28 protein-coding genes are annotated in these 26,990 nt (G+C 65.2%); 13 read left to right on the forward strand and 15 right to left on the reverse strand.

From position 1 onward, the window contains the following. Positions 1 to 58: 58 nt before the first annotated feature. Together NDN01_RS14355 and NDN01_RS14360 are read right to left on the reverse strand one after the other, a co-directional pair. Positions 59 to 568, reverse strand: a complete 510-nt coding sequence (locus NDN01_RS14355; RefSeq protein ID WP_272622268.1) for a hypothetical protein — start codon at positions 566 to 568, stop codon at positions 59 to 61. Between the two features lie 134 nt (positions 569 to 702). Beyond that, positions 703 to 1,581, reverse strand: a complete 879-nt coding sequence (locus tag NDN01_RS14360; RefSeq protein ID WP_272622269.1) for an alpha/beta hydrolase family protein — start codon at positions 1,579 to 1,581, stop codon at positions 703 to 705. 304 nt (positions 1,582 to 1,885) lie between these two features. On the opposite strand from NDN01_RS14360, the gene NDN01_RS14365 reads away from it, so the two are divergent. Beyond that, positions 1,886 to 3,031, forward strand: coding sequence for a glycosyltransferase (locus tag NDN01_RS14365; RefSeq protein ID WP_272622270.1), 1,146 nt, complete (start codon positions 1,886 to 1,888; stop codon positions 3,029 to 3,031). A gap of 45 nt (positions 3,032 to 3,076) precedes the next feature. On the opposite strand, the gene NDN01_RS14370 is transcribed toward NDN01_RS14365, so the two are convergent. Beyond that, entirely contained in the window at positions 3,077 to 6,496 is a 3,420-nt protein-coding gene (locus tag NDN01_RS14370) for a hypothetical protein (protein ID WP_272622271.1), read from the reverse strand. 210 nt (positions 6,497 to 6,706) lie between these two features. Continuing rightward, entirely contained in the window at positions 6,707 to 7,030 is a 324-nt protein-coding gene (locus NDN01_RS14375; protein ID WP_272622272.1) for a hypothetical protein, read from the reverse strand. Positions 7,031 to 7,222: 192 nt separating this feature from the next. Here NDN01_RS14375 and NDN01_RS14380 point away from each other — a divergent pair, with 192 nt between their 5' ends. Beyond that, positions 7,223 to 7,939: a class I SAM-dependent methyltransferase gene (locus tag NDN01_RS14380; protein WP_272622273.1), complete on the forward strand. Its 717-nt coding sequence runs from the start codon at positions 7,223 to 7,225 to the stop codon at positions 7,937 to 7,939. Between the two features lie 102 nt (positions 7,940 to 8,041). Further along, a complete protein-coding gene (locus tag NDN01_RS14385) occupies positions 8,042 to 8,713 on the forward strand; it encodes a DUF4893 domain-containing protein (protein ID WP_272622274.1) in 672 nt (223 codons plus the stop codon). 69 nt (positions 8,714 to 8,782) lie between these two features. Here NDN01_RS14385 and NDN01_RS14390 read toward each other — a convergent pair whose 3' ends face one another. Then, positions 8,783 to 9,343, reverse strand: coding sequence for an outer membrane beta-barrel protein (locus NDN01_RS14390; protein ID WP_272622275.1), 561 nt, complete (start codon positions 9,341 to 9,343; stop codon positions 8,783 to 8,785). A 501-nt stretch (positions 9,344 to 9,844) separates the two neighbouring features. Here NDN01_RS14390 and rnk point away from each other — a divergent pair. Next, positions 9,845 to 10,261: a nucleoside diphosphate kinase regulator gene (gene rnk, locus NDN01_RS14395; RefSeq protein ID WP_272622276.1), complete on the forward strand. Its 417-nt coding sequence runs from the start codon at positions 9,845 to 9,847 to the stop codon at positions 10,259 to 10,261. 3 nt (positions 10,262 to 10,264) lie between these two features. After that, on the forward strand, positions 10,265 to 10,486 hold the full coding sequence (locus NDN01_RS14400; protein WP_272622277.1) for a hypothetical protein: 222 nt from the start codon (positions 10,265 to 10,267) through the stop codon (positions 10,484 to 10,486). A gap of 29 nt (positions 10,487 to 10,515) precedes the next feature. On the opposite strand, the gene NDN01_RS14405 is transcribed toward NDN01_RS14400, so the two are convergent. From NDN01_RS14405 to dxs, 3 genes are all read right to left on the reverse strand, one after another. Continuing rightward, positions 10,516 to 10,923, reverse strand: a complete 408-nt coding sequence (locus tag NDN01_RS14405) for a CHRD domain-containing protein (protein WP_272622278.1) — start codon at positions 10,921 to 10,923, stop codon at positions 10,516 to 10,518. A gap of 123 nt (positions 10,924 to 11,046) precedes the next feature. Beyond that, positions 11,047 to 11,298 (reverse strand): hypothetical protein, encoded by a 252-nt coding sequence (locus NDN01_RS14410; RefSeq protein WP_272622279.1) that lies wholly within the window; start codon positions 11,296 to 11,298, stop codon positions 11,047 to 11,049. Positions 11,299 to 11,413: 115 nt separating this feature from the next. Next, the gene (gene dxs, locus NDN01_RS14415; RefSeq protein ID WP_272628220.1) at positions 11,414 to 13,339 is read right to left on the reverse strand and encodes a 1-deoxy-D-xylulose-5-phosphate synthase; all 1,926 of its coding nucleotides are present in this window, start codon (positions 13,337 to 13,339) and stop codon (positions 11,414 to 11,416) included. 96 nt (positions 13,340 to 13,435) lie between these two features. On the opposite strand from dxs, the gene NDN01_RS14420 reads away from it, so the two are divergent. Further along, on the forward strand, positions 13,436 to 13,975 hold the full coding sequence (locus NDN01_RS14420; RefSeq protein WP_272622280.1) for a GNAT family N-acetyltransferase: 540 nt from the start codon (positions 13,436 to 13,438) through the stop codon (positions 13,973 to 13,975). 10 nt (positions 13,976 to 13,985) lie between these two features. On the opposite strand, the gene NDN01_RS14425 is transcribed toward NDN01_RS14420, so the two are convergent. Together NDN01_RS14425 and NDN01_RS14430 are read right to left on the reverse strand one after the other, a co-directional pair. Next, the gene (locus NDN01_RS14425) at positions 13,986 to 14,447 is read right to left on the reverse strand and encodes a Fur family transcriptional regulator (RefSeq protein WP_272622281.1); all 462 of its coding nucleotides are present in this window, start codon (positions 14,445 to 14,447) and stop codon (positions 13,986 to 13,988) included. 57 nt (positions 14,448 to 14,504) lie between these two features. Then, positions 14,505 to 14,900 carry a MerC domain-containing protein gene (locus tag NDN01_RS14430; RefSeq protein WP_272622282.1) on the reverse strand — a complete coding sequence of 132 codons (396 nt, stop codon included), beginning with the start codon at positions 14,898 to 14,900 and terminating at the stop codon, positions 14,505 to 14,507. Positions 14,901 to 15,018: 118 nt separating this feature from the next. On the opposite strand from NDN01_RS14430, the gene NDN01_RS14435 reads away from it, so the two are divergent. The 4 genes from NDN01_RS14435 (at position 15,019) to rpsI (ending at position 17,520) form a co-directional block, all read left to right on the forward strand. Beyond that, positions 15,019 to 16,056: a COX15/CtaA family protein gene (locus NDN01_RS14435; protein WP_272622283.1), complete on the forward strand. Its 1,038-nt coding sequence runs from the start codon at positions 15,019 to 15,021 to the stop codon at positions 16,054 to 16,056. Continuing rightward, positions 16,053 to 16,373, forward strand: a complete 321-nt coding sequence (gene cutA, locus NDN01_RS14440; RefSeq protein ID WP_272622285.1) for a divalent-cation tolerance protein CutA — start codon at positions 16,053 to 16,055, stop codon at positions 16,371 to 16,373. Before NDN01_RS14435 ends, cutA begins: the two co-directional genes overlap by 4 nt. A 118-nt stretch (positions 16,374 to 16,491) precedes the next feature. After that, positions 16,492 to 16,968: a 50S ribosomal protein L13 gene (rplM, locus tag NDN01_RS14445; RefSeq protein ID WP_272622287.1), complete on the forward strand. Its 477-nt coding sequence runs from the start codon at positions 16,492 to 16,494 to the stop codon at positions 16,966 to 16,968. Between the two features lie 3 nt (positions 16,969 to 16,971). Next, positions 16,972 to 17,520 (forward strand): 30S ribosomal protein S9, encoded by a 549-nt coding sequence (gene rpsI / locus NDN01_RS14450; RefSeq protein ID WP_272622289.1) that lies wholly within the window; start codon positions 16,972 to 16,974, stop codon positions 17,518 to 17,520. Positions 17,521 to 17,578: 58 nt separating this feature from the next. On the opposite strand, the gene NDN01_RS14455 is transcribed toward rpsI, so the two are convergent. Further along, positions 17,579 to 18,844, reverse strand: coding sequence for a dipeptidase (locus NDN01_RS14455; protein WP_443025123.1), 1,266 nt, complete (start codon positions 18,842 to 18,844; stop codon positions 17,579 to 17,581). A gap of 141 nt (positions 18,845 to 18,985) precedes the next feature. On the opposite strand from NDN01_RS14455, the gene NDN01_RS14460 reads away from it, so the two are divergent. Beyond that, positions 18,986 to 19,471 carry a hypothetical protein gene (locus NDN01_RS14460; RefSeq protein WP_272622291.1) on the forward strand — a complete coding sequence of 162 codons (486 nt, stop codon included), beginning with the start codon at positions 18,986 to 18,988 and terminating at the stop codon, positions 19,469 to 19,471. 64 nt (positions 19,472 to 19,535) lie between these two features. On the opposite strand, the gene NDN01_RS14465 is transcribed toward NDN01_RS14460, so the two are convergent. Both NDN01_RS14465 and NDN01_RS14470 read right to left on the reverse strand, forming a co-directional pair. Continuing rightward, on the reverse strand, positions 19,536 to 21,038 hold the full coding sequence (locus NDN01_RS14465) for a TIGR01777 family oxidoreductase (protein ID WP_272622292.1): 1,503 nt from the start codon (positions 21,036 to 21,038) through the stop codon (positions 19,536 to 19,538). Beyond that, positions 21,035 to 21,718, reverse strand: coding sequence for a DUF4166 domain-containing protein (locus NDN01_RS14470; RefSeq protein ID WP_272622293.1), 684 nt, complete (start codon positions 21,716 to 21,718; stop codon positions 21,035 to 21,037). Before NDN01_RS14470 ends, NDN01_RS14465 begins: the two co-directional genes overlap by 4 nt. Before the next feature lie 242 nt (positions 21,719 to 21,960). On the opposite strand from NDN01_RS14470, the gene NDN01_RS14475 reads away from it, so the two are divergent. Further along, positions 21,961 to 23,727 (forward strand): DUF885 domain-containing protein, encoded by a 1,767-nt coding sequence (locus NDN01_RS14475; RefSeq protein WP_272622294.1) that lies wholly within the window; start codon positions 21,961 to 21,963, stop codon positions 23,725 to 23,727. 66 nt (positions 23,728 to 23,793) lie between these two features. On the opposite strand, the gene NDN01_RS14480 is transcribed toward NDN01_RS14475, so the two are convergent. Both NDN01_RS14480 and NDN01_RS14485 read right to left on the reverse strand, forming a co-directional pair. Further along, positions 23,794 to 24,561 carry a metallophosphoesterase family protein gene (locus NDN01_RS14480; protein WP_272622296.1) on the reverse strand — a complete coding sequence of 256 codons (768 nt, stop codon included), beginning with the start codon at positions 24,559 to 24,561 and terminating at the stop codon, positions 23,794 to 23,796. Then, on the reverse strand, positions 24,558 to 25,388 hold the full coding sequence (locus tag NDN01_RS14485; protein WP_272622298.1) for a diacylglycerol/lipid kinase family protein: 831 nt from the start codon (positions 25,386 to 25,388) through the stop codon (positions 24,558 to 24,560). Before NDN01_RS14485 ends, NDN01_RS14480 begins: the two co-directional genes overlap by 4 nt. Before the next feature lie 83 nt (positions 25,389 to 25,471). Here NDN01_RS14485 and NDN01_RS14490 point away from each other — a divergent pair, with 83 nt between their 5' ends. Further along, positions 25,472 to 26,989 (forward strand): malonate--CoA ligase, encoded by a 1,518-nt coding sequence (locus NDN01_RS14490; protein WP_272622300.1) that lies wholly within the window; start codon positions 25,472 to 25,474, stop codon positions 26,987 to 26,989. Position 26,990: the final 1 nt, after the last annotated feature.

A 26,990-nucleotide genomic window follows, 5' to 3' on the forward strand; every position in this document is an offset into this window, starting at 1 on the left:
CTTGCTCCACCTCATATCAATCCTCCAGCGTCACCCTATCGAATGACACCTCGATCACTCATCGAAGAGGCGCATCCATCAGCCAGCAGGCAATCTGCCGACGCAAGGCCGGGCTCACTTCTTCCCAGAAGCCACCCGATACCGCCGTGGCAGAATCCAACGGCCACTCCTCCGTTCGTATGAAGGAGGACAACTGAAGCGCGGCGTTCAAAGACGTCGATCCTTCCCACAGCGTCAGCCACGGTTCAATGGGCCGGTCGAGCGCCGCCAACCCGCACAGCCAGCTATCCGCCGTGTATCCATAACCCGGCAGCATATCGAGCGACGCGCAAAATCCCGCCTCGAACACGGCCGGCACCGCACTGTGCTGGTCCGTATCCCACTCTTCCCACCGCCCCATCTTCAGCTTGCTGGCTATCACCGCCGGTTCTGCCCCGAGCCATGTGCCATCGCATGCAGCAAGCTCCAGGATACGCGGCAGAAAATGGCGGTAGTCGCGTTCCGAACCTACCGTCGTGATCGCCCAACCCGAATAAGGACCGATGGCCTCGGCACTCAGGTCACGCAACGGTACTGACGTCAGGGTACGCAGGAGCCTATCCCCATTCCGCGAGGGAGCCGCACGCCATTGTGTCGGGGGTGCCTCCCGGGCAAACGCTTCATAGCTTCGCTCGACGGCAGAACGCAGAGCCTCGTCGGCAATCACCGCCCCAACCCATCCAGCCACCGAATGATCTCGCTCTCAAGCCGGATGCGCCGGTCGGACCAGCCATGGTCGGTCGCGACATGCACGGTCGACAGCTTCTTGCCCCCGGCCGCCTTCACCGCGGCGGCCAGGCGGTCCGCCTCCGGCGCGAAGCCGTCGTCGGAGGTCAGCACGAACAAATTGGTGCCGGTCAGGCGCGGTCCGGCCTTCACGAAATCGAAAGCGTCCGCATGGGCGATCGCCTCGTCCGCCATGATCGTGCCGCTCGTATCGGCCAGCGCCTCAAGGCCGTTGGCGGCGAAGAAGCCCGCCGCCGTGTCGCGCGGCATCCGGCCGAGAAAGCCGATATTGCCGGGCGAGATCATCGCGGCACCGATCAGCGCCGGATCATGCGCCGCCGTCAGCGCCGTCACCCATCCGCCCAGGCTGTGCCCGACCATCGCGATGCGTTTGGGGTCGATGCCGAGGCGTGCGGCGTTGGCCGGGGTGCGCAGCCAGGCAAGCACCGCATCGGCATCTTCGAGGTCGTTGGCGAAGCGATAGCTGCCGGGGCTGCCCCAGGAGCCGCGATAGTTGAAGGTGACGACCGTCCACCCGGCCCGCCGGATCGCCTGGGCGAGATCGAGATTCTTCTCATGGCCGGGCAGGCCGTGGCACAGCAGCACCACCGGATGCGGCCCCGCCCCCGCCGCGACATAGGCGAGACCGTTGATCGCCACGCCGCCGCTCGGGATATGCAGCACCTCCATCCGCGCGGGATGCGCCGCGTCGCGCACCGGATCAGTGAAGATCGCCGCCGGCACCTCCTGTGCCGCCGCAGCCTGCCCGGTCGCCGCGATCGCCAGCGCGGCCAAGGCTATGATCCAGGTTTTCATCGGCTTGCCCCCCTGTTCGGCTTGTGCCGCCAGCGTATCAGATACCAACATTCCGAACCCGATCAAAACGGCCATCCTCACCGGCCGTGCGCCTGCCTACAGGCATGACAAAAATCACGTCCCCGAGGAGCCCGTTTTCATTCGATTTCCCTCGTGAAAGCCGGGCAACCGGCCGATATCCAGGTCGATTTATGTCACACGCCATCTCGACTTCACGGGCATATCGCCGATGGACGGAACATAATCCGGCGTCACGACACTACTTGTCGCACCATGCCGCCTATTGCACCTGAGCGGTATGCCCGTGCCCGATCCCGAAAAGATCCTTCTGATCACCCTGATGGATCCGGACGCGCCGCCGGGTGGGCGGGAGCTTCTGTGCCGGCTCAACGCGCGGGCGCTGAAAATATTGTTCGGCGAGTCCCTGACGGTTCACCGGCTGACGAAGAGATCAGTCGCCGGCCTGATCGACACCATGCGCGGGCATCCGGGCGAGGCCGACCGGCTGGAAACGGCGCGCATCCTCGCCCGGATCGGCGACGTCTCCGCGGGGCAGGTGTTCGTCGACGGGTCGAGCCTCGGGCATCTCGTCCCGCCGATCAAACGCGCCTTTCCCGACGTCCGGGTGGTCACCTTCTTCCACAATGTCGAGGCGCGCTTCTTCCTGGGTGCCGTCCGGGCGAAGCGAACGGTTCTGTCGCTTCGCCTCCTCGCCGCGAACTATGCCGCGGAGCGCAACGCGGTGCGGCACAGCGACGCGATCATCTGCCTTTCAGCACGGGATTCGGAGGGCCTGAGTCGCGTCTATGGCCGCGGCGCCGACTATATATCGCCCATCGCGGTCGAGGACGCCCTCCCTTCGCCTCGCCCCGGGCCCCTGTCCCGAAGCGAGCACTACCTGCTTTTCGTCGGCGGCGCCTTCTACGCCAACCGGCGCGGGATCGAATGGTTCTTGCGGGAGGTAGCGCCGCGATCCCCGCTGCCGACCATGATCGTCGGGCAAGGCATGGAAGCGCTAAGCGGGGAATTCGGCGCCTCGCCCAACATCCGCATCGTCGGCGCCGTTGACGATCTCGCCCATTGCTATGCCGGCGCCTGCTGCGTCGTCGCGCCGATCTTCGAGGGATCGGGCATGAAGACCAAGGTCGCCGAGGCACTGATGTTCGGCAAGCGCATCATCGGCACCAGCGAGGCTTTTTCGGGCTATGGCCCCGCCGTTGCCGCGGCCGGATGGCGGGCCGAGGACGCGAACGGCTTCCTGGCGGCGATACGCGACGCGGCCGGGGCCGACCTGCCGGCGTTCGACCCGGCGTCGCGTGCGCTGTACGATGCCTCCCACTCCTTCGCCGCCGCGATGAATCGCATGGCGACGATCATGCTTCCGGCATCGGATCGACCACGGGTTGCAGCCGAGACGATGGTGCGGGGAATGACGACGCCCGTTTCCTGAACGCCGCCGCGACGGGGCCGGTCCCTGTCGCGGCGGCGTATCGGATCACGCCTGCCTGAACACCGCCTCGATCCGCGTGTTGCGATCGATCGGCAGTTTGATCGACTGCCCGGTCTTCTCGACTGTCTTGCCGCCCTGGCTGACCACCCAATGGTCGATCACCGTCCCCGCGCTTGCCTCGACAACCGCGATCTCCGTATCGCCCTGCTTGCCGTCGAAGATCCGATAGGTTTCCGTGAAGCCGTCAGCCGACAGGGCGGGCAACCCCAGCGCGGAGAAGCCGTCGGACGTGGCAAGATCGAGCACTATCTGCTTCGATTTCGCCTTCACGCTGCTGACGACCATCGTCAGGTCGATCCGCTTTATCTTCGGCGCCGGTTTGTTGCCGCGCAGGTTAAACGCGGCCTTCAGGGTCAGCGTCGTCCAGGCCGAGGGCATCGCCATCTTCTGTTTGATCCGGTCGTCGGCGTCGTCGAGGATCAGGTTCATCAGGTCCTTGGCCAGCGCGCTTTGTTGCGCCTTGGTGATCGTGCCGTTGGAGAAATGATAGCGATAGGACTTCACCAGCGAGACCGGCAGCCTCAGGCCGTAAAGCTGGTCGTCGTTGCGCACGATCCCCAGCTCGCCGATCTCGATGATGATCTCGACGTCGCCCTTGTCGGGCAGGTCGGCCGGTGCCCCTTCGAACAGGATTCGGTTCAGCCTGATGTCAGCCATCATCTGCCGCTGCCAGTCGGGCTCGACCGCGCCGAGCCGGAGCGTGCTGATCTCGGCGCTCATACCCTCGTTCAGCAGCTCGATCGGATCGCCCGCGGTGTCGCCGTCGATGACCAGGTCGACATCGCGATCGACCATGTCCAGCTTTTCCACATCCTTGATCAGGCTGGCGCGAATCTCGGCCAGGTTGCTCTTGAACAGCGGCTTCAGCGTGGCGACCCGGTCGCGCACCTCCTTGTCGGTCCATTTGTGGAGCGGCTTGTCGCTGAGCAAGGTGTTGACCTGCTCGTACAGGGTATCGAGCGACCAGTTGACCTCGACCGATTTGAGCAGCGAGGATTCGAACGCCCGCACCAGATTGTACAGCGCCTCAGTCAGCGCGATCCGGGCGCGGTTGCGCATGCCAGCGATCGCGGTGAACGCATTGGCGTTGAGCATCCGGGTACGTGCCGACGCCTCCTTGTCGAACAGACCCGCCAGGCTGTCCATATTGTCGGCGAGGTCGGCATAGCCCTGCCCGACCTGCTGGCCGAGCTGGATCACTTCCTCCTGCACCGAAGCACGCTGTTCGATGACCTCCCTGATCTCCTTGGACAGCGCTTTCCACGCCTCGTCCTTGGCAGCGAGCCTGGCCAGTTGAGTCTCGATCTCCGCCTGGGGAAGCTGCATGCTTTCATAGGCTTTCTTGAGATGCGAGGCGGCGGGGGCGAGCCCCTTGCCGACCGTCGACCAGGCCGAAGGCTTGGTTTCGGACAGCTTCTTGATGTCATCGACGCTCAGCTTCTTGCCGCCTTCCGCGCCGGCCAGTTCCTTCGCCTCGTCCTTGGCCTTCTTGATGACCTCGTCGGCATCCTTCTTCGCTGCCTTATAGGCATCGACGGTATCGCCCAGCCTCGTCTTGAGCGAGGCCATCACATCCTTCGGATCCTTGTCGAGCAGGTCGGTGGCGTCCGCCGCCATCGACGCGACACCGCCCAGGATCGGCTGGCCCACCGGCACGACCTGGCACAGGGCGGCCGCGAGGTTCACGGCGAACTTGATCTGCCCCTTCTTCGCCATGTCGTTCGAGGCCTCGTTGTAGAGGCGGGTATAGGTGACGTTGAGCTTACCCTGGATCTCGTCCTGCGCCTTGGCGAGGGCAGTGATACGCTGAGTCAGCCCCGCCGACTTCGCTTCAGCGCCACCGATCTGCTCGACCAGCTTCGCATTCTCCTTGAGGATCAGCCGCGCGGCCGCCTCGCTGCTTTCGGCCCCTTCCGACTGGGAACGCTGCTTCTCCACCACCCAGCTGGTGAACATCAGCACTTCGAGCGCCATGTCGACCTCCATCCGATAGAGCTGGAAGGAGCTGGAGAGCGACAGCAGCGGCGTATAGCCCGCGGGCTTGCCGAAATAATCGAGACGGGACGCGAGACGCTGGGCGAGCGTCGCCAGTTCGGTCTGGATCGATCGCCAATAGACGCCGTCCTTGGCTTTCCAGGCCTTGTTGCCGGTCGGGAGCGGTGACAGGAACGCGTCGGCATAGAGATCGACCAGGCGCTTCGCCTCGTCGCGCTGCTCGGTCAGATAGCTTTCGCGGATATAGCCCATCGTTAGCGGCACCAGCGTCGGATGGAGCCAGATCGCGGCGTCGGCATCGATCAGTTGCTCGGCTACCGGGTCGGCATCGTTGCCGGCCTTTCCCTCGGCGTCTTTGCCGTCCTCGGTGCTGTATTCGGTGACGGAGACCTTCGCCGTCTTCGAATTGTCGTCGTCACCCCACAGATGGAATTCGTGATAATAGATGCAGTCGTAGAATACGGAAGCGCGTGGATATCCACCCTTGCCGCCCAAAGCCTTGGGCGCGCGCGGTCCCGCCTTGCCCGGCTTGCCCGACCATAGCTTCGCGATCGCCGGCTGGTTGGTGACCAGCTTCCCGGCCGCGCCACCATTGCCGGAATCGCCGGGGGCGATGCCCGGCTCGCCCTTGGTGGGCGGTACGGTCGTGCCCTCCACATTGTTGCTGCCATCGAAGAACTCGGCGACCTTCCAGATTCGCCGGATGCCCAGCACCTGCCGGTCCCCGTGCTTGTCTAGCTTGACGGCGACCGTCGTCTTCATGCCGCTGTCTGTGTAGGATCTCCTGTCGACATAGTTGTTCGAGAGATAGAGATAGCCCGAGGCGCTCTTGCCGTCCGCGCCATTCTGCCCCTTGCCACCGCCCTGGCCGTCCAGGCCATCGGTGATGATGCGTTTGCGGCTGGTGCCCTTCGGGGTGACTATTTCGTTCGCATAGATGCTGGCATCGCCGCCCGCATGGCCGTTGGCGCCGTTCGCACCGGGCGTCTTGCCGACCGAATCCTGCGCCTTGGGCGTCGCCCAGCCAGGCGGACTGGTATCGATCCGCCCGTCGCCCTCGAACTCGATCCTGCGGGCATAGATGGTGAGGTCGCATTCGGGGAGCCACCAGTCGCACCGGACGGTCAGCGTGTCGCAGATGACGGTCAGCTTCGCGACCTTCTGCCAGCCCTTTTCCCGTGCGTTGGCGGTAAGACGGGTTTCGCGCGGCACCGAGGTAATCCCGAACAGCGTCTGCTCCGGATCCTGGTCGTCCACGATGACATGCAGCCCGGTCGCGGTCTTGTGCTTCTCGTTCTGCGTGCTGTTCTGCACGGTGACGTCGTTGATCTTCGCGATCCCGCCAGATCCCGGCATCGAATGGAAAAATCGAAGCTGGTCCCGGATCGTTGACGGCGGCTTGAGACTCATGTTTCGCTTTCCCTCCCGTGGCCGGCAACATGATCGGATCAATGCGGTTCCCGCCGACAGCGATCAGCGCTGCGAGACCCGCGCCCCGTTGCCGGGCGGGAATATGCAGAAATTTGCCCGCCGGCTGGACGCTTTCGGCACCGGAATGGTGGCATTTGCCGCATCGTTTTGCCAGGTGCCTGCCGCACGAGGCGACGGCGCAGCGCTGCCTCATTCCTGTGCGCGGTCTCGCCGCTTGATCTTCCGCACTTCGGCGAGTTGCCCCTGCAGGATCGAGAGCGCATCCTGCTCGTCCGGGCTCAACCCTTTGAGCTCGACATGCTTCATCAGCACCTCAAGCGCGTCGCCGATCCGGCCGAGCTGGCGGCCATAGCTGCCGACCTCGTCGAGGATATCCTGCTCGACCTCCGGTTTCGGCGTCGCGCCGAGATCGATGTTGATGAAGCCATATTGCGCGCCCGGCTGATAGAAGGTCATCGGGTTGATCGCCTGCCACAGCTTCTCCGGCGCAAGAGAGAATTGGAACGATTTCATAGCTGCCTCCATCCCGGGGATTCGGGGCAAGGCTAGCCCGGATCCGCGCAGCGGCGACATGCCTTGCGACCAAAGACCGACCAGCGGGACCGGTGATCGATCCTGCCCGCCATTCTGGCGGCGCGAGGATAGCCCTGTGCAGCGCGCCGCACTAACGTCGCTCGCATCCGGGGGGATCGGGCAAGGAGGGGCATGATGTCCGACGGATGGACTGAATCAGCGAAAGCCTGGATCGCCGACATGGGCGAGGCCGGGGATTTCGGCCGGGCCTGGGTGCTCGACCGGCCGATGCTCGAGCGTGTGGCCGCGGGCAACTTCACGTCCGCGCTGGATGTCGGCTGCGGCGAGGGCCGCTTCTGCCGCATGCTCAGCGCGACGGGCGTTCAGACGATCGGCGTCGACCCGGTCACCGCCCTGATCGATCAGGCGCGGCGGAAAGACCCGGACGGCGACTATCGGATCGGCCGGGCCGAGATGCTCGACTTTCCCGAACGCTCGTTCGACCTGGTGGTAAGTTACCTGTCGCTGATCGATATTCCCGACATCGCCCGGGCCATATCGGAGATGGCGCGGGTGCTCCGGCCCGGCGGATCGCTGCTGATCGCAAACCTCACCAGCTTCAACACCGCCGGACAGCCGGAGGGATGGACGCGCGACGGCAAGGGGCGGCCGCGTTTCTCGATCGATCAATATCTCGAAGAACGGGTCGACTGGGTCGCCTGGCGCGGCATCCGCATCCGCAACTGGCACCGGCCGCTCGGCACCTACATGGCGTTGCTGCTGGAGCAGGGCCTGATCCTGCGACACTTCGCCGAACCCGTCCCCTATGGCGGCGACGCCGCGCACGTCGCCCGCTACCGCCGCGTCCCCTGGTTCCTGATCATGGAATGGCACAAGCCGGCCTGCTGAGAAGCACGCCGCAGCTTATTTTCCATCAACCATGGCCACGCACCCCTCCTTAAAGGCTCGGCAATCATATAAGGTGCCGGTGTTCCGTCCGGGGGAGAATTCATGCGCCGCGACGCTCGCCTTCCGATAGCGCTCCTGCTCGCCGCGGCTCTCGGCGGGTGTGCAGCCACACCCGCGCACCGCCCCTCGGCGATCGTCGAGGTGCCCGCCGTCCCCGACAAGCAATGGCAAAGGCTGATCGTGGCCGAGGATTCGGACCGGCTCGCCACGTTCGGCACGCTCTGGTCGACCGCGCTGGCCGCCGCGACACCGCGTTTCGCCGCCGCGCTGGCACGGGAGGGCGCTCTGCTCGATCCCGCCCGCGCGCTCGGCCATCCCGCGCTGCCGCCCGGTTCCTATCGTTGTCGCGTCGTGAAGCTCGGCGGGGAAGGCAGGCGCGTGCCCGCCTACCGCACCTTCCCGGCAACCTTCTGCTATATCGGCGGCGAGGGCACCGGCCAGTCCTTCACCAAGCAGACCGGCACGGAGCGCCCGTCGGGCTGGCTCTATCCGGACGACGATACCCGCTTCATCTTCCTCGGCGCCTATGCCGAGGGCAATGCCAAGGCGCCGATCTATGGCGCCGAGCGCGGCCGGAGCGCACTTGGCGTGGTCGTACGCATCGCCCCGTTCCGCTGGCGGCTGACCCTGGCGCCAGTCGACCGGTCAGCGCTGCTCACCGTTTATGAGATCACGCCGGTTCCGGCCGAACAGCAGCTCGCTGAACACGAATAGCGCCGGGCAGAAAAAGGGCGGGTGCGGCCCCTGCCGCACCCGCCCCCTTTCGTCATTGCCTCGCGTCGCTCAGAACGCCTTTACGAGGCCGGCCATCGGCCGCAGGCTGTGTGCCGCGCCGAAGGTATTCACCTCGCCGCGCACGCGGATGCCGCTCTTGGTGCCGACCTCCACGCCGGCGCCATAGGTCATGGCGTGATAGTCGCGGCTATTGTCGCCGAACTTGTCGAAATTGGCCCATTGATAGCCGACCTTGCCGTAGAACAGGCCGTTCTGGCCCGCGCGCACGCCGACCCGGCCCGCCGCGCCATATTCCCAGTCGATATCGCCCGAGACGCCCTTGATGACATTGCCTTCGATGCCGACGAACAGGGGACCCGCAACCGTTGCGTTCACGCCGACGACACCCTGCACGAGCGCGCCGTTCAAGCGGTCGTTGCGATTGGGCGATTGGGGAATGCCGGCATTGCGTTCGTTGTCGAACTGCTCCCAGCCGCCCATCACGCCGACATAGGGCTCAAGGCGGGAGGTCCGGGCGCCATCCGATGCCGCCGATCCATTGTCCTGCGCGACGGCGGGGATGGCGACGAACGCGGCCGCCGCGGCGGTCACGATGAAAAACTTGCGCATGGGTACACCTTTATCTGTTACTCCCCGGGTATCGGACGCCTCGCGCATCCCGACATCGCCGAGGTCCGTCCCAACCCATCAAGCCCCAAGCTGTTGCACTGCGGTGCAAATAAGCTCCACCGAGGCCGATATTGCGGCTTTCGGGCAACGGTTTCTGTCACCCCGATGAACGAAACATGGCCGAAATCAGCCATTTTCCGGCAACCACAGGGCGGATCTCGCCGGAACCGCTCACCCCGTTCCCGACACCGGGATATGGTGCGCAGCCGTTCCGCGATTTGACTTCCCGGCGATGGATGCCCACTCTGTCACCATGCCTGTTTCAGCGCGACAGCGGCAAAGCCGCCACCATTCGGGACAACTTCCCGCGCGTACCTAGCCCGGGCTGCCGGCGGCATTCGTCCGTCCCAGACCCGGGAAAAGCAAGCATCCCCAGGCGAGCCAGCCCGCGTCACGCGGCGAGGCCGCAGCATGATCTCCGCGAAACGAAAGCCTTTTCCCGTGACCAACCCTGCCCCTGCGCGGCCGCCCGAGCGGCCGCCGATCCATGTCATCGACAGCGAATATGACGCCATCGCAGCGCTGGCTCTCCAGGCCCGGCACCGCCAGCCCAAGGTTGCGGGATTGCTGCTGGCGGAACTCGATCGCGCCGAAGTCCATACCGCCCGCGAACTGCCGGCACGCATCGTCTCCATGCATTCGGTCGTGACCTTCCTCGACCGGGGCAGCGATGCGAGCCGCACCGTCGAGCTGGTCTATCCGCAGGAAGCCGATATCGACGCCGGCAAGGTCTCGATTCTTACACCGGTGGGCGCCGGGCTGATCGGCCTTGCGCAAGGCGATTCAATCCTGTGGCCGGATCGGGACGGCCATGAACGGTGGCTCGAAATCGTCGACGTTCGTGCGCCGGCCGCCTGAGCCATGGAGGAACTCGCACGCCACCGCTGCCATGGCGACGACGGTACGACCGTGACCGTCGTCGAATATCGCTACGTCCATATCGGCCAGTCGCAGGGCGGCACGCCACGGCGCTACCCCGGCGCGCGCCAGATTGCGCTCACCACAGGGCAAGCGGTACGCTATATCGACTCTGAAACCTTCGAGGTCGTCGGGAGTGGGGAACTGCTCGCACGAATCCGCTGAAGGATGCCGCCTCGCGCTCCCCTACCCTGTTATTTGCTGAGCTGACCGCGGATCGCACCCCGCGGAAAACTCGCGTTGTGGACATTGACATAATAATCGCCCGGGTTCGCGGCGATCGCGCCTGAAACCTCGGCCGTCACCGGCTTGCACCCTTCGGAACTGCCAGTCGTCGGCGGATCGAACGGCACCACCACAGGACCCGAGACCCCCGCCGCGCCCTTGTGGATATGCGCCATCGTCGCCGGCTCGATGCCAGAGACCTTGAGCGTGTAGCAGACTTCGTTCCTGTCAGTATCCACCGTCACGGTCGCGCTGCCCGTGCCGTCGGCGTCGGTCTCCGCACTGCCCGCAAGTGTCGCCTGAAGCTTGACGGGAACGGCGGCAAACGCGGGCGTCACCGCCATTGTCGCCGCGAGGGTGAGTAGGATCAGTCGCATCGCGTTCCTCCTAGGTCCGTGGCGCCGCCGGCATGGTGCCCACGCAGCCGCTATGACGGCCCGTTTGTGGGCTTGGCGCCATCGCGGGTCAATGAAGGAAGGCACCACCCGCATCGGCTCGTTTCACCCCTGCGGCGTGCCGGCGCCGCCTGGTGGCGCGATATCGACGCTGCTCAGCAGTCGATCATAACGGGATCGGTCGGTGGCACTCAGCCCTTCGGCGATCGCCAGGCCAGCGATCGCGCCGATCAAGGCCAGCACGCCGAGGCGCAGCCAGGGCCCATGGGAGCGCGGTGTCGGCACCGGGGGTTTGTCCCACCCCTGCCCACGCCCCTCGCGCGCCCGTGCCCGGTGCCACTGGTGATCGTACCGCATCGCCTCGCTCTTCGGGCACGCTTCTAGGCCGGATTGGTAACCCGAATGCTAAGACCGCGATATCCTCGCCAGGAAAAGCGGCCTAGCTCAATCAGTTCGTCCGATTTATCGCAGGTTACGCCCGCGCACCCTCGGCCACGCCCCCCGAGTTATGTCGGAGGGCCTTGAGGACGGTATCGACGATGGCATCGGCATCGAGACCGGCCTCGGCATATTGTTTCTCGGGCTTGTCCTGGTCCTGGAAGGTGTCGGGCAGGCGCAGGGTGCGGATCTTCAGTCCCGCATCGACCAGCCCGGTGTCGCTCGCCAGCGTCAGCACATGCGCGCCGAGCCCGCCGATGGCGCCCTCCTCGATCGTCACCGCAACCTCATGCGTGCTCAGCAGCTTGCGGATCAGCGCCTCGTCGAGCGGCTTCACGAACCGAAGATCGGCGACCGTCGTCGACAGCCCCCGCGCATCGAGCGCGTCAGCCGCCTTCAGCGCCTCGCCAAGCCGCGTGCCAAGCGACAGGATCGCCACCTTGTGCCCCGTGCGCACGATCCGCCCCTTGCCGATCTCCAGCAGTTCGGGAACCTCCGGCAGCGCCACCCCGGTCCCGTTGCCGCGCGGATAGCGCACCGCGATCGGCCCGCTGTCGTGATGGACGCAGGTATGCGTCATGTGCACCAGCTCCGCCTCGTCGGCCGCCGCCATCACCACGAAGTTCGGCAGGGTCGCCAGATAGGTCACGTCGAAGCTGCCCGCATGGGTCGCCCCGTCGGCGCCGACCAGGCCCGCACGGTCGATCGCGAACCTGACCGGCAGGTTCTGGATCGCCACGTCGTGCACCACCTGGTCGTATGCCCGCTGCAGGAACGTCGAGTAGATCGCGCAGAACGGCCGCATCCCCTGCGCGGCAAGACCCGCCGCGAACGTCACCGCATGCTGCTCGGCGATGCCGACATCGAAGAACCGGTCCGGATAGGCCGCCGCGAACTTGTCCAGCCCGGTCCCCGACGGCATCGCCGCCGTGATCGCGCAGATCCTGGCATCGCTCGCCGCTTCCGCGACCAGCGCCGCGCCGAACACATTCTGGTACGCCGGCGGCCCCGGCGGCGCCTTGGCCTGCGCGCCGGTGATCACGTCGAACTTCTGCACCCCGTGATATTTGTCCGCCGCGGCTTCCGCCGGCGCATAGCCCTTGCCCTTCTTGGTCACCACATGGACCAGGATCGGGCCTTCCTCGGCATCGCGCACATTCTCCAGCACCGGGATCAGCTGGTCCAGATTGTGCCCGTCGACCGGCCCCACATAATAAAAACCAAGCTCCTCGAACAAGGTCCCGCCCATCGCCATCCCGCGCGCGAACGAATCCGTCTTCTTCGCCGCCGAATGCAGCGGACGCGGCAGCTTGCGCGCAAAGCGACGCGCCAGCTCCCTCAGGCTCAGGAACTCACGGCTCGACACGATCCGCGACAGATACGCCGACAACCCGCCAACCGGCGGCGCGATCGACATGTCGTTGTCGTTCAGGATCACGACCAGACGGTTGCCCGCCCCTTCAGCGTTGTTCATCGCCTCATAGGCCATGCCGGCCGACATCGCCCCGTCCCCGATCACCGCGATCGCCTTGCCCGGCTCGCCCTTGATCTTGTTCGCGATCGCAAAGCCGAGCGCCGCCGAAATCGAGGTCGAGCTATGCGCCGCGCCGAACGGATCATACTCGCTCTCGCTGCGCTTCGTGAAACCGCTCAGGCCCCCGCCCGCCCGAAGCGTCCGGATCCGGTCGCGACGACCCGTCAGGATCTTGTGCGGATAGCATTGATGCCCGACATCCCAGATCAGCCGGTCACGCGGCGTCTCGAACACATAATGGATCGCCGTCGTCAGCTCCACCACGCCAAGACCAGACCCAAGGTGACCTCCCGTCACCCCCACCGCCGCTATCGTCTCCGCACGCAACTCGTCCGCCAGCTGCCGCAGCTTCGCCACAGGTAACCCGCGCAATTCCGCGGGCGTGCTCACCGTATCCAACAACGGCGTATCAGGAACGTCAGACATCATCCCCATTTAGCGAACGAGACGATGGGTGTCGATTGCTGCAACCGCTCAGATCGTTTCTTGACGAAGAGCGCACGGGATCGTGACAATAATGCAATGCATCCTCTCACCGGCCGACTCGCCATTCCGGCGGACATTCCCGCCATTCGCACCCTGATGGCGCGATCAATCGCGCAGTTGCAGCAGGGTTTTCTCAGCCCTTTGGAAATCGCCGCGAGTCGTGCCGTAATGGGCCTCGATACGCAGCTAATCGAGGACAGGACCTATTTCATCGTCGAATCCGGCGAGACGATCGCCGGTTGCGGCGGCTGGAGCGCGCGGGCGACACTCTATGGCGGAGACCACAGCGCGGCGTTGCGTGACCCGAAACCGCTCGATCCGGCGCAAGACGCGGCGCGAATCCGGGCGATGTTCACTGATCCCGATTTCGCGCGACGCGGAATCGGACGCCTGATCCTGTCCTTGTGCGAGGGGGCTGCGCGACAGGCCGGGTTCGCCCGGGCGGAAATGATGGCCACCCTGGCGGGCGAGCCGCTGTACCGGGCCTGTGGCTATGCCGAGATAGAACGCGTCACCGCACCGCCGATGGGCGGCATCGCCGTCCCACTCGTGCGCATGGGCAAACCGTTATTCTAGGGCCCTTATTCTAGTCGCAGTCGGCGCACTTACCGCGCACCTCGATCACCGGCCGCACCGGCGAGAAGCCGGCAGCCTCAGCGGCGGAGCGGACCCCGCTGGTGATTCGGTCATTGTCGAGATGAGTCGTCTGGCCGCAGGTGTCGCAGACCAGGAAGATGCAATCGTGCAGGCAATCGGGATGCGCGTTGGCGACATAGGCGTTCGAGCTTTCGACTCGCCGCGCCAGATTTGCCCCGACGAACAGGTCGAGGATACGGTACACGCTGTTGGCGGCAACCCGTCGCCCTTCAGTCTTCGATACCGCCTCGGCAATGTCATAGGCGGAGGCCGGCTTGTCGAAACCGGCAAGCGCCTCGAAGATATGGGCACGCATCGTCGTCCACTGCTCGCCCGATTTCTCGAGCGTCTCGCGCGCCACCCTGGAAAGGTCGGCGCCCTGGGGCTCGTGATGGTGATGATGTGCGGCCATGCGAGTCAATTTAGGCATTGCCGCCCTCGGCGGCAAGCACGGTGCCGGCAAATGGCGCTAGTAAGTGGCGCGGCGGTTCAGATCATGGCCCAGGGCGAGGATCGCCACGCCGATCAGCGTCCAGATCGTCTCCGTGCCGCCGTCATGCGGCATGGTAATCGCGCCCGCCATGATGCCGAGGCCAAGCGAGCCGACCACCGCCGGCATCATATAGCCATGCGCGAAGATCCCGCGCCCCAGGGCAAGCACGCCGAAGCCGATCGCGAACGTCAGGCCGATTTCGTGGAACAGCGGATTCAACAGCAACCCGCCAGCGGAAGCCGCCAGGGCAAGGAACACGGAACTGGCGAGGCAATGCACCGCACATAGCCCCGACAGTCCGATCGCGAACCGATCGAACCGCGACTCGAACCACGCAAAGGCGGGCGAGGAAGAATGGGCATGCGCTGTCATTGCGGGGCCCATGTGGCATAACCGCCCAAAAGTTACAATATATCATCGATATTTTTCGTCCGACCGCTCGTCACAATCCCGAATCGACGCGCGCGGGCGATGGGTCTAGGAGCGGGCCATGCTTCAGGCTTCCTCGCTCGCCCATCCGTCGCGGCCGCGCGCCCTCGCTGCGTGGCTCTTCTCGGTCGCCGGTCTTATCGTCCTGATGGTCGTGATCGGCGGCATTACCCGGCTTACCGAATCGGGGCTGTCGATCACTGAATGGAAGCCGATCAGCGGCATCATCCCTCCTCTCACCGATGCGGCGTGGCAGGCCGAGTTCGACAATTACAAGCGCATCCCTGAATATACCCAGATCAACCATGGCATGACGCTGGCCGGGTTCAAGTCGATCTTCTTCTGGGAATTCGTCCATCGCCTGCTCGGCCGACTGATCGGCCTTGCCTTCGCCCTGCCGCTGTTGTGGTTCGCCGTTCGGCGGCGGATTCCACCCGGCTATGGCTGGCGGCTGGTCGCCCTGCTCGCCCTTGGCGGGCTCCAGGGCGCGATCGGATGGTGGATGGTTGCCTCGGGCCTGTCGGTACGCACCGATGTCAGCCATGTCCGCCTCGCCGTCCATCTGATCACCGCGCTCGTGCTGCTGTCGGGTCTGGTGTGGACCGCGCTTGATCTGCGCGCGCTGGCGGAAAGCCGGCTCGCCGTGCCTGCCTCGCTTCGTCCGCTCGCCCTGGCCGCGCTGCTGCTGCTGTTCGGCCAGATCATGTTCGGCGCCTTCACCGCTGGACTCGACGCGGGCTATGCCTTTTCGAGCTGGCCATTGATGGGCAACACCCTCTTCCCCGCAGGGGTCGCGTTCATCGAGCCGATCTGGCGCAACGCGGTCGACAATCCGGTGGTAGTGCAATTCATCCACCGCTGGTTCGCCTTCGTCGCTGCCACCGCGCTGATCATGCTGGCGCTGCGGTCGATCAGGCAGGGTGCCGGCGTCGCCGGCCGAATGCTCATCTGGCTGGTGGTGCTGCAAATCGCGCTGGGCATCGCGACGTTGCTCAGCGGCGTGCAGATCGTGATCGCCATCGCGCACCAGGCGAACGCGGCGCTGACGCTGATCGCGGCGACGTTCGCCGCCCACAGGATAGGGCGCGCAACGCGGTGAGCAGGATCCGCCTCGTCCGCACCACCTTCGGCAACGCGGACGAGGCTGCGCGCGTCGCCCTGGCGATGATCGAGGACCGTCTCGCCGCCTGCGCGTCGCTTTCCCCGACCCACTCGATCTATCGCTGGCATGGCGAGGTAGAGGCAGGCGACGAAACGGCGGTCCTGTTCAAGACCACCCCGGATCGCGCCGCCGCGCTCGCCGCCGCGATCGAAGCGCGGCATTGCTACGATCAGCCCGTCATCGAGGCATGGGAGGCGGATGTCGACCCGGCGGTCGCGGACTGGGTCTATGCGGAAACAGCCAAGGTATCCTGATACCTGTCGTGAAAGCGGCCTTTCGCTTGACTTTTTTACCCCTTCCTCACATTAGCCCGCGATCAGCGCCGTCCCGTGGGGGCGGCGCATGTCGTTTGAACGAAAGAGGTCTGGCCCCATGAAGGCGCTGATGAAGACCACCAAGTCGGTAAAGCCGCACGAGGTGGAGAAGAAATGGCATATCGTCGATGCCGACGGCCTGGTGGTCGGTCGTGCAGCCTCGATCATCGCCAACGTCCTGCGCGGCAAGCACAAGCCGAGCTTCACCCCGCATGTCGACTGCGGTGACAATGTCATCGTCATCAACGCCGACAAGATCAAGTTCACGGGCAACAAGCTCAAGGACAAGGTCTATTACAAGCACACCGGTTATGCCGGCGGCATCAAGGGCGTGACCGCGGGCAAGGTGCTCGACGGCCGCTTCCCCGAGCGCGTGCTGGAAAAGGCCGTGGAACGCATGATCCCGCGCGGTCCGCTGGGTCGCGAGCAGATGCGCAACCTGCGCGTCTTCGCCGGTGCCGAGCATCCGCATGCAGCACAGAACCCTGAAGTCCTCGACATCGGTTCGATGAACCGCAAGAACAAGGTGGGCTAATTGATGTCCGACAATCGTCAGTCCCTTTCCGATCTCGCAAACCTGACCAGCCAGCCGGCGCCGGTCGCAGCCACCTCAACGGTTCTCGCCGGTGACGAATATGCACCTGCCGCTCCGGTCGTCGTGCGCGAGCCGATGCCGCTGCGCGAGCAGATCCTCGACAAGCAGGGCCGGGCCTATGCGACCGGCCGCCGCAAGGATGCCGTCGCCCGCGTCTGGATCAAGCCGGGTTCCGGCAAGATCACGATCAACGGTCGCGACCAGGAAGTGTATTTCGCCCGTCCGACGCTGCGCCTCGTCATCAACCAGGTGTTCGGCGTGACCGAGCGCGAGGGTGCGTATGACGTGGTCTGCACCGTCAAGGGTGGCGGGCTTTCGGGCCAGGCCGGCGCGGTCAAGCACGGCATCAGCCAGGCGCTGACCAAGTTCGAGCCGATCCTGCGCGCGCCCGTCAAGGCCGCCGGTTTCCTGACCCGCGACAGCCGCACGGTCGAGCGCAAGAAGTATGGCCGCGCCAAGGCTCGCCGCAGCTTCCAGTTCTCGAAGCGCTAAGCGTTTCTCGACTGCGCGAACAGGGGCGGTCCGGCAACGGGCCGCCCTTTTTCGTTGTCTATTTGCCTGAATCGAGCGCGGCCACGGTCCCGTTCGCGACCGCGGCATCCTTCATCGCGGCAGCGGCGCGCTCCGCACCCTCCATCGCTCGCAGGACGTTTCCGCCCGCCAGCTTGGCGATGTCGGCGTCACTCCAGCCGCGCCGCATCAGTTCGGCAAGCAGCGCCGGATAGGTAGCGACGCTTTCGAGCCCCTGGGGCAGATCCGGCACGCCGTCGAAATCCGATCCGATCCCGACATGATCGGGCCCTGCCACCTTCGCAATGTGATCGATATGGTCAGCGACCATCGCCAGCGTGACCACCGGCATGGGGTGCGCCTTGTCCCATTCGGCCAGCGCCGCCTTGGCCGCCGCCGGCTGGCCGAGATACAGGCCGCTGAACGGTGGGGCATTGTAGCTCGCGATCTCGCCCGCGCGCGCCGCATCCCAGCGCCGCCGCGCCTCGGAGATATAGCCGGGTGCGAAATTGACCATCACCACGCCGCCATTCGCCGCGACCTGGCGCAGCACGGCGTCGGAGACGTTACGCGAATGATCGCACAGGGCCCGAGCGCTGGAATGCGAGAAGATCACCGGTGCCTTCGACACGCGCAGCGCGTCGACCATCGTCGCCTCGCTGACATGGCTCAGATCGACCAGCATGCCAAGCCGGTTGAGCTCGCCCACCACTGCCTCGCCGAACTTGGTGAGACCGTCATGCTCCGGATTGTCGGTGGCCGAATCCGCCCAGGCGATCGTGCGCGAATGGGTCAGCGTCAGATAAGAGGCACCAAGCTTGCGATAGGCACGCAGCACGGCGAAGCTGCCGTCGATCTGCCCGCCGCCCTCCACGCCGAGCATCGAGGCGACCTTGCCCTGCGCCTGGATGCGCCGGACATCGGCCGCCGTGACGGCCGGCTCGAACACTTTCGGATAGCGCGCGAAGATCTGGTGCATCAGGTCGATCTGCTCAAGCGTCTCGACGACCTGCTGGGTTTCCGGCAGCCCGGCGGAGACATAGACCGACCAGAATTGGCCGCCGACATGCCCGGCACGCAGCCGGTCGATATCGGTATGATATTTCGTAGGATCGAGCCTGGTCAGGTCGATGCTCCAGCGCTCGTCCTTGGCCTGCCCCACCAATGTTTCAGCCCAGTCGTTATGACCATCGATCACCGGGCTCCGGGCGAGGACGCGGGCAATCCGCGCATCGATGTCATTGGTCTTGTCAGGAGCGGCGGCCATCAACAATGGCGCCAAGGCGAACAGAAGGGCTGGTCTCATACCGCGAGCATAGATCGCGATGCTGGCGGCGCAAGCCGCGCTTCGCAAGCTATCGCTCCATCAATCAACGCTCCCCTTTTTCGAAAGGGTCGATTAGCTTTCGAAGCAGGAAGGAGATGCGCATTGGCTTTGGAGGACCCCGTGACGGCTCGCATCGTGGCGTTCCTGGAGCGGATCGGCATCCCCGTCGAAACCGACACCGTGCCCGAAGGCTCGTTCCTTCCCGCAATGGCGATCAGGAACGGCGCCGTGGTCTATGATCCCGCACTGCTCGAATGGCCTGGCGATCTGCTGCACGAAGCGGGGCACGTCGCGGTGACCGATCCTGCGTTGCGCCCGACCCTCAGCGAGGTGCGCTCCGATCCTGCCGAGGAGATGGCCGCCATTGTCTGGTCCTATGCCGCGGCGCTCGAGATGGATCTGGATCCGGCGATCGTATTCCACGAGCATGGCTACAGAGGCGGCGGCGATTCGATCCTCGAGAATTTCACGGCCGGCCGTTATTTCGGCGTACCGATGCTGGAATATTACGGCATGACGCTGACCGAACGCTTCGCCGAGGAACGCGGGATGGCGCCCTACCCGTTCATGCTCTCCTGGCTACGCACCCGGACGAGCGCTGAATGACCGGCACGCCCGGACACCAATGGATCGCGTTGCGCATCTTCGGATCGGGGTTTCAAAACTAGCCTCAATGGAGCAGCCGGGCCTCGCGGAAGGGATGCAGCACCGCCGCTTTCCGAGGCGCCGGCCCGCCCAGGATCGCCGCCAGCGCATCGTCGATGCGGGGATAGTGGAAACGAAAGCCATGGAAGACCGCCTTCACCGGAAGCACCTTCTGTCCGCCAAGCATCAGCTCCCCGGCGAGATCGCCGAGCAACAGGCGAAGTGGCAGTGCCGGGAGCCGCAGGATCGCGGGACGCCCGAGCGCGCAACCGACAGCACGGGCGAAGTCGCCGTTGCTGACGGGATTGGGCGCGGTCGCATTGAGCGGGCCGCTGATCTCAGGATCGGCGGCCGCGGCGACGATGAGGCGCACCAGATCGTCACGATGGATCCAGCTCGTCACCTGCTTGCCTGTCCCGATCGGCCCGCCCAGCCCGAATTCGAAGATCGGCAGCAACCCGCCCAGCATCCCGCCGCTTGAAGCGAGCACCAGCCCGGTGCGCAGCAGCACGACGCGAGTACCGGCACTGGCTGCACGCATGGCCGCCGCTTCCCAGGTCGCGCAGACATCCGCCGCGAAGCCGCTGCCCCGCGCCACGGTTTCGTCCAGGATCGTGCCGTCATCGATGCCGTAGAAGCCGATCGCTGAACCGCTGACCAGAACCGCGGGACGCCGATCGAGCCGTTCGAACAACAGGCCGAGCGCTCGCGTCACCTCAAGCCGGGATTCGACGATCCGCCGCCGACGTATCGCGGTCCAGCGGCCGCCCGCAATCGGTTCTCCAGCGAGGTTGATCGCCACGTCGCAGCGAAAGTCGCCGGGCAGAGTGGCAAGATCGGCAACGATCCGCACCGGTGTCGCAAGCCCGAGCGCATTGCCCGGATTGCGGGTCAGGACAGTTACGTCGTGGCCGGCCTCGACCAGCGCGGCGACCAGACGGTTTCCGACGAAGCCGGTGCCGCCAGTCACGAGAACCGCCTGCCGCCCCGGCAAAGCGTGCGCCAGCTCAGCAGCGGGGCCATCGCCGAGCCGCTCGTTGCGGGTTGCGGCGAGCAGGTCCCGCACGCCCGAGACCGCGACGCCCGCCGCGGCGATGGTCAGCAGGATGGAGACAGCGCCATGGCCGTGGAGGACGATCGCGTCAGGCAGACTCGCCCGGCCAACCAGCACCGGCACGAGCATGGCGAGCAACACACCGTAGTTGAGCGTCAACAAGGTGTGAGTCACCCGTTCGCTCGCGGGTAGCGCGCGGATGCGATCCTCCTCGACGAAATCCCACAAGGTGATGCCCGTCTCGACCGCCAGTGCTGCCAGCAGTACCAGCGCCGGGACGCCGTGCAGTTCAGTCCAGCCCAAAGCCAGGAAGACCAGCGCGTAGATCAGGTTCCGCGCACCATGGAGTCGAAGTTCCGTCGCCTGGCCGGGTTTCCAGGGTAGCCGCAGGGTCAGTTCATGGTGATAGAGCGTGTCGAAACCGCCCATTGCGACCTGAAGCAGCAACAGTGCAACGAAGACCGGATCGTTCATCTCGCATCTCCCGGGCGGTATTCAGTGAACATGCCGCATTGATGGACCAGCGCGCCGAACCAGGGATGGTCGAGCGCCAGGGTGAAGGCGAACCAGCCATGGTCGCAATCCACATGGCCGATGCTGAGCCGGCCGGGATTGAGCCAGCGCGGCAGGCGCAATCGGAGCGGACCGAGGCGCCAGAAATAATGGTCGCTGTCGAAATACAGCGCCTCGTTCTCGACCCGAAGCCGGAGCGCGATGCCAAAACCCATGCCGAGATACTCCTCAAGCCCGGTGGGGCCGGCGAAGCGCTTGGAACTATGGATCACCTGCGGAAAGCCGGCGCGGCGGCTGTACTGGCGAGTCCAGAACTGGCCGCCCCCGCTCGCATCCTCGGTCACGCACACCGCCGCCGCGACGCTGGTGTCAGTGCTCAGCGGCAACGGCGCCCCGACCAGGCGGCAGGCCTGGGCGAACGCCCAGCCGAGACGGCTCATCCGGCATTCGACGATCTCGCCGACATAGCTGATCGTCTGCGTGGCCAGCGCCTTGCGCCCGAAGCGTGCCCGAACGGCCGGCGGCAGGTTGGCCCAGCCAGCCTCGCCAAGCAACTGGCGGAAGCGCGGATCGACCATGGTGACGCCGGTACGCGGGGCATGCTGCGGAATGGGGACCGGACGCGCTGCAAGGGTGGACATCTCTTCCTTCTGTTCCGGTTATTTCTGTTAAATCAGAAATTACAGATTTTACAAACAGAGTCAAGGACTGGTCGCACCGAGGGGTTGATTGCGAACCGATCGGCGGGTGCGTCCCAGAGAGGCCGACCATGGCGAAACCGGGCCGTTCCATCGGGCCGACCGGCCTTGCTTCGTATCGATATTGCCGTTGACGGGCGGATGATCGACAAGGTCGCATCACTTCTGATCAATGGGGGAATGCCATGCGCCGTCTGTTCCTGGCTGCTTTGATTGCCACGATACCGGTTTCGGCCGGAGCCACGCCGACGAGCGATCTCAGCTCGGTAATAACCGACCATTGGGCATGGTATCTGAAGTCCAATCCGATCTACGCGACCACGCTGGGCGTCCATGATTATGACGACCAGATCGGAGATTTCAGCCTGGCGGAAGCAGACCGCCAGGCGGCACAGGCTGGCGTCTTCCTCAAGCGGCTCGATGCGATACCGACCGCTCAGCTCTCTCTGGAGGACCAGACCAACAAGGCGATCCTGCACCGCATCCTCTCCGAGCAGATCGAAGCCAACAGCTTCGGCGAGCGGATGATCACCTTCTCGACGCTGGGAAGCTGGTTCCAGAGTTTCGCGGGACTCGCCGATGTCGTGCCGGTCCGCACCAAGGCAGATTTTGTGAGCTACACGACTCGCCTCGCCCTGTTCCCCAGGGCGAACGCCCAGGCGCTCGCGGTGACGCGGCAGGGTGTCGAGGGAGGCTATGTCCTTCCCTGCGCCGCGCTTGCCGGCTTCGAGAAGACGACCACCGGCGTCATCGCCGAGAACCCGGAGGATTCGCGGTTCTTCGCGCCGTTCAAGGGCAACCGGCCGATTGAAATGACCGAGGCCGAGTGGAATACGATGAAGGCGAAGACAAAGACGCTTATCAGCGGCACCCTCAACCCCGAATATCGCAAGATCGATGCTTATTTCCGCACCGGCTATCTGCCGAAATGCCGCGCGTCCTATGGCGTGTCGGCGCTTCCCCAGGGCCAGCAATATTACGCCTTCCAGGTTCGCCAGCAGACGACGACCGAGATGACGCCGGGCCAGATCCATGAGCTCGGCCTCGGCGAGGTGAAGCGCATCCGCGCCGAGATGGATAAGATCGCCCAAAAGGCCGGCTATGCCAGTCGCGAGGCATTCATCCAGGATCTTCGCACCAACCCGAAATACTACCCGAAGAGCGCGGGCGAACTGATGAGCGCGGCGGCGCTTCAGGCGAAGGCCAACGACGGCAAGATGCCGACGCTGTTCGCCACCCTCCCCCGCCTCCCCTATGGCGTGCGTGCCGTCCCGGCAGAAACGGCCGAAGGAACGACCACCGCTTATTATATGCCCGGCTCGCCGCAGGCCGGGATTTCCGGCACCTATTACGTCAACACCTCGAAGCTGGATCAGCGGCCCCTGTACGAACTACCGGCGCTGACCACCCATGAGGCCGTTCCCGGCCATCACAACCAGATCGCGCTCCAGCAGGAGATGAGTCTCCCCGACTTCCGCAAATATGTTGCGGGGTTCAATGCCTTTGTCGAAGGCTGGGGGCTCTATGCTGAACATCTCGGCATCGAGATGGGCATCTACGACACACCCGAAAAGGACATGGGCCGCCTGTCCTACGAAATGTGGCGCGCCTGTCGCCTGGTCGTGGATACGGGATTGCACGCGCAAGGCTGGACCAAGGAACAGGCGGTTGCCTTCATGAAGGCCAATACAGCGCTGACGGACGCGAATATCGATGCCGAGGTGAACCGCTACATCAGCAATCCTGGCCAGGCACTCGCGTACAAGCTCGGCGAGCTCAAGATCCTCGCGCTCCGGCACAAGGCGGAGTCGAAACTCGGCCCGAAATTCGACGTGCGGCGATTCCATGACGCCGTGCTTGGACAAGGCGCGGTTCCACTCGACATTCTCGAAACGCAGATCGATCGATGGATCGCAACCGAGCAGGTCGCCCCTTCAGCGCAGAAGCAATAGAGTGCCATTCCCGGTTGCCCCGGCTCGCAGAAGCGGGTCGGGGCAGCCCGTCTGGTTCGGGCAATCCTACTCAACCTTCTCCTTCGGCAGCACCATGTCGGGCTCGGGACCGAGCCGCCGGAGCACCACGTCGAAACGGCCGTTTTCGATGCGGATTTCATTGAACGACGGCGGTGTATCGCGAGTCCGTTCGGAGAGCGTCCCCGCCCCGATCATCCGGATCTTCCGGCCACCAGCTTCGCGCACCACGTCGAACGGGTCATGGACATGGCCGGTCAGCACCGCGCTCGCGCCGGCCACGGCCAGCGCCTTGAACGCCTCCGCTCCGTTACGGGTCGAGGAGCGCATCCGCTCATGCGCCCCGATCAGCGGGTGATGGCAGGCGACGAAGACCAGCGCATCCTTCGGCGCAGCCTCGACCAGCGCCAGCGCCCGTTGCAGCGCACGAGAACTTACATGCCCCTTCGACCAGTCGAGCCGCCACTGGGCGCGCGCCGTCGTGACCATCGGCACGATCGCCACGCCCGGCAGGTCGAGCGGCCGTTCGATCAGGCGCTCGATCGCCCCGATCCGGTCGTAGGGGCGAAAGAGCCGCGCCAAAGGGTTGAAATAGGGCAGGTCGTGGTTGCCGACTTCCACGGTGACCGGCACGCCCAGCCCCTGCAGCCAGGCGAGACCGGCGGCGAACTCACGACGCCGCGCATGCATCGTCAGGTCGCCGGTCATGACTACCGCATCGGGCTTCTCGGCCTGCACCAGACCATCGAACCAGGCGATCGCGGCGCGGTCCTCGCGACCGAAATGCACGTCGCTGACGTGGAACAGGCGGATCATCCCTGCGCCTTCGTCGCGATGAACATCTCCCGTCCCATGCCGCAGCGAATGACGATATCCGGATCGAGCATCACCGGCTCGCCATCGAACAGCGCCAGTGCCGGCCGGGTCCCGGCGATGCGGAACCGGGTTGCGCGGACTTGGGTCACCTCAGCCGCGGCGACCCAGTCGCCGGTCAGCCACTCCCAGCCGAGCGACGCGATCGCCCGCCAGTCGCGCGCGTCCACGGCCGCCACATCGAGATGGTCAACTTCGGGCCGCACGAACACAGCCTGCGCATGATGGCGGAACCCGGGCACGCCGGACAGGCGGATGCCCCCTGAAAAAGTGCGGCGCCACGCCGTCCTGATCGCACGGACCAAGCCGCGGACCCGGCCGGCACGCACCAGCTCGCGTGCACGTACCCAGGTCGCGGCGGGGCCCAGGATCAAGCCGACAAAGGCACGATGCGGACCGGCCTCGACCATCGGCAACGCGACGAGGCGTCCCTGCGCCCCGGCGGCACGGATGATCGCCACCGGGTCGGCCTCGCCATGCAGCAGCTTGGCCAACAGGTTCATCGTGCCGCCCGGCAGGATGAGGATCGCACCCTTCCATTCGGCCAGGGCGCAGGCAGCGGCGTTGATCGTCCCGTCCCCGGCGAACAGGACGACCGTATCGACTCCTGCCGCATCCAGTTCCGCGGCCTCTGGAAGATCGTCCGCCGGAAAGGCGGTTCGTCCGGCTAGCGCCAGATCATGCTCGGCAAACACGGCCTCGATCGCTGCCGCCTTTTCCGTCGTTGCCGTGCCGGAGGCGGTGTTGGTGATGAACCACAGTTTCTGCATGGCGATCCCAACGCGCGAGGGAGAGAATGGTGACGCATTGCCCGGGACGAGATAGGCAGCGCGCGAAAACAGCGGAGAGACTCGTGCCGAACCTGTATGACCGTTTCGTCGAATGCTTTACACCCCGGCTCGACGAGCCGTTCATCGTTCGACCCGACGGCACGTCGATCACCTACCGCGATCTCCATGCCGCGACGGGACGGATCGCTAGTTTGTTCCTGTCGCTCGGGATCGGACGGGGCGACCGGATCGCGATGCAGGTCGACAAGTCGGCTGAAGGGCTGCTGGTCTACTTAGCGACACTGCGGATCGGGGCGATCCACCTGCCGCTCAATCCGGCCTATACGCCCCGCGAGCTCGACTATTTCCTGCGCGACGCGGAGCCGACGCTGTTCGTTTGCAGCCCGGCGAACGAGCCGGTGCTCGGGCCGCTCTGCCGGGAGATCGGCGTTCCCAACGTGATGACCCTGGGCAAGGCAGGCGATGGCAGCCTGCCCGAAGCCGCCGAGGCGATGCCGACCGAGTTCGCGACCGTCGATGTGGCGAACGACGAACTGGCCGCGATCCTCTATACCTCCGGCACCACCGGGCGCTCTAAAGGCGCGATGCTGACTCACGACAATCTCGGCTCCAATGCCGAGACACTGGTAGAGCTCTGGCGCTTCACGCGCGACGACGTGCTGCTTCACGCGCTGCCGACCTTCCACACCCACGGCCTGTTCGTCGCGACCAACATCATCCTGCTCGCGGGCGCGCGGATGATCTTCCTGCCGGCGTTCGATCTCGACGCGATGATCCGGCTTCTGCCGCAGTGCACCGCGCTGATGGGCGTGCCGACCTTCTATTCGCGCCTGCTGTCCCGGCCCGATTTCACGCACGAACTGGTCAGGGATATGCGCCTGTTCGTCTCGGGTTCCGCGCCACTATCGGCCGAGGTCCACCGCGAGTTCAGCGCCCGCACCGGCCACGCCATCCTCGAACGCTATGGCATGACCGAGACCAACATGAACAGTTCCAACCCCTATGACGGAGACCGGGTGCCGGGAAGCGTCGGCTTCCCACTGCCGGGCGTGGAGATCCGCGTCACCGATGCGGAGACTGCGACGCCATTGGCGCAGGGCGCAATCGGCATGATCGAGGTACGCGGGCCAAACGTCTTCAAGGGCTATTGGCGGATGCCGGAGAAGACGGCGGAGGAGAAGCGCGCCGACGGATTCTTCATTACCGGCGATGTCGGCAGCGTCGACGAACGCGGCTATCTGTTCATCTCCGGCCGGCAGAAGGACCTGATCATCTCCGGCGGGCTCAACGTCTATCCCGCCGAGGTCGAGGCACTGATCGACGAGATGGCGGGCGTCGCCGAATGCGCGGTGATCGGGGTGCCGCATCCCGATCTTGGCGAGGGCGTGGTCGCTGTCGTCGCGGCCAAGGTGCCGGGCGCCGTGGACGCACAGGCAGTGAAGGCAGCACTGGCCGATACGCTGGCGGCGTTCAAACGACCGAAACAGATATATGTGGTCGACCAGCTGCCGCGTAATGCGATGGGCAAGATCCAGAAGGCCGAACTGCGCGGCACCTACGCTCGAACCTTTGCCGATTGAA

The organism is Sphingomonas sp. QA11 (assembly GCF_028473665.1).
Taxonomy (GTDB): domain Bacteria; phylum Pseudomonadota; class Alphaproteobacteria; order Sphingomonadales; family Sphingomonadaceae; genus Sphingomonas; species Sphingomonas phytovorans.

Excerpts from the sequence above, each read along its gene's own strand:
- NDN01_RS14400 (WP_272622277.1), top strand. The coding sequence starts at position 10,265 with ATGGAGGAACTCGCACGCCACCGCTGCCATGGCGACGACGGTACGACC.
- NDN01_RS14475 (WP_272622294.1), top strand. The coding sequence starts at position 21,961 with ATGCGCCGTCTGTTCCTGGCTGCTTTGATTGCCACGATACCGGTTTCG.
- NDN01_RS14360 (WP_272622269.1), bottom strand. The coding sequence starts at position 1,581 with ATGAAAACCTGGATCATAGCCTTGGCCGCGCTGGCGATCGCGGCGACC.
- NDN01_RS14370 (WP_272622271.1), bottom strand. The coding sequence starts at position 6,496 with ATGAGTCTCAAGCCGCCGTCAACGATCCGGGACCAGCTTCGATTTTTC.
- NDN01_RS14465 (WP_272622292.1), bottom strand. The coding sequence starts at position 21,038 with ATGAACGATCCGGTCTTCGTTGCACTGTTGCTGCTTCAGGTCGCAATG.
- NDN01_RS14470 (WP_272622293.1), bottom strand. The coding sequence starts at position 21,718 with ATGTCCACCCTTGCAGCGCGTCCGGTCCCCATTCCGCAGCATGCCCCG.
- NDN01_RS14380 (WP_272622273.1), top strand. The coding sequence starts at position 7,223 with ATGATGTCCGACGGATGGACTGAATCAGCGAAAGCCTGGATCGCCGAC.
- NDN01_RS14390 (WP_272622275.1), bottom strand. The coding sequence starts at position 9,343 with ATGCGCAAGTTTTTCATCGTGACCGCCGCGGCGGCCGCGTTCGTCGCC.
- NDN01_RS14375 (WP_272622272.1), bottom strand. The coding sequence starts at position 7,030 with ATGAAATCGTTCCAATTCTCTCTTGCGCCGGAGAAGCTGTGGCAGGCG.
- NDN01_RS14485 (WP_272622298.1), bottom strand. The coding sequence starts at position 25,388 with ATGCAGAAACTGTGGTTCATCACCAACACCGCCTCCGGCACGGCAACG.
- NDN01_RS14425 (WP_272622281.1), bottom strand. The coding sequence starts at position 14,447 with ATGGCCGCACATCATCACCATCACGAGCCCCAGGGCGCCGACCTTTCC.
- NDN01_RS14435 (WP_272622283.1), top strand. The coding sequence starts at position 15,019 with ATGCTTCAGGCTTCCTCGCTCGCCCATCCGTCGCGGCCGCGCGCCCTC.
- NDN01_RS14420 (WP_272622280.1), top strand. The coding sequence starts at position 13,436 with ATGCATCCTCTCACCGGCCGACTCGCCATTCCGGCGGACATTCCCGCC.
- NDN01_RS14385 (WP_272622274.1), top strand. The coding sequence starts at position 8,042 with ATGCGCCGCGACGCTCGCCTTCCGATAGCGCTCCTGCTCGCCGCGGCT.
- NDN01_RS14430 (WP_272622282.1), bottom strand. The coding sequence starts at position 14,900 with ATGACAGCGCATGCCCATTCTTCCTCGCCCGCCTTTGCGTGGTTCGAG.
- rpsI (WP_272622289.1), top strand. The coding sequence starts at position 16,972 with ATGTCCGACAATCGTCAGTCCCTTTCCGATCTCGCAAACCTGACCAGC.
- dxs (WP_272628220.1), bottom strand. The coding sequence starts at position 13,339 with ATGTCTGACGTTCCTGATACGCCGTTGTTGGATACGGTGAGCACGCCC.
- NDN01_RS14410 (WP_272622279.1), bottom strand. The coding sequence starts at position 11,298 with ATGCGGTACGATCACCAGTGGCACCGGGCACGGGCGCGCGAGGGGCGT.
- NDN01_RS14455 (WP_443025123.1), bottom strand. The coding sequence starts at position 18,844 with ATGAGACCAGCCCTTCTGTTCGCCTTGGCGCCATTGTTGATGGCCGCC.
- NDN01_RS14405 (WP_272622278.1), bottom strand. The coding sequence starts at position 10,923 with ATGCGACTGATCCTACTCACCCTCGCGGCGACAATGGCGGTGACGCCC.
- NDN01_RS14480 (WP_272622296.1), bottom strand. The coding sequence starts at position 24,561 with ATGATCCGCCTGTTCCACGTCAGCGACGTGCATTTCGGTCGCGAGGAC.
- rplM (WP_272622287.1), top strand. The coding sequence starts at position 16,492 with ATGAAGGCGCTGATGAAGACCACCAAGTCGGTAAAGCCGCACGAGGTG.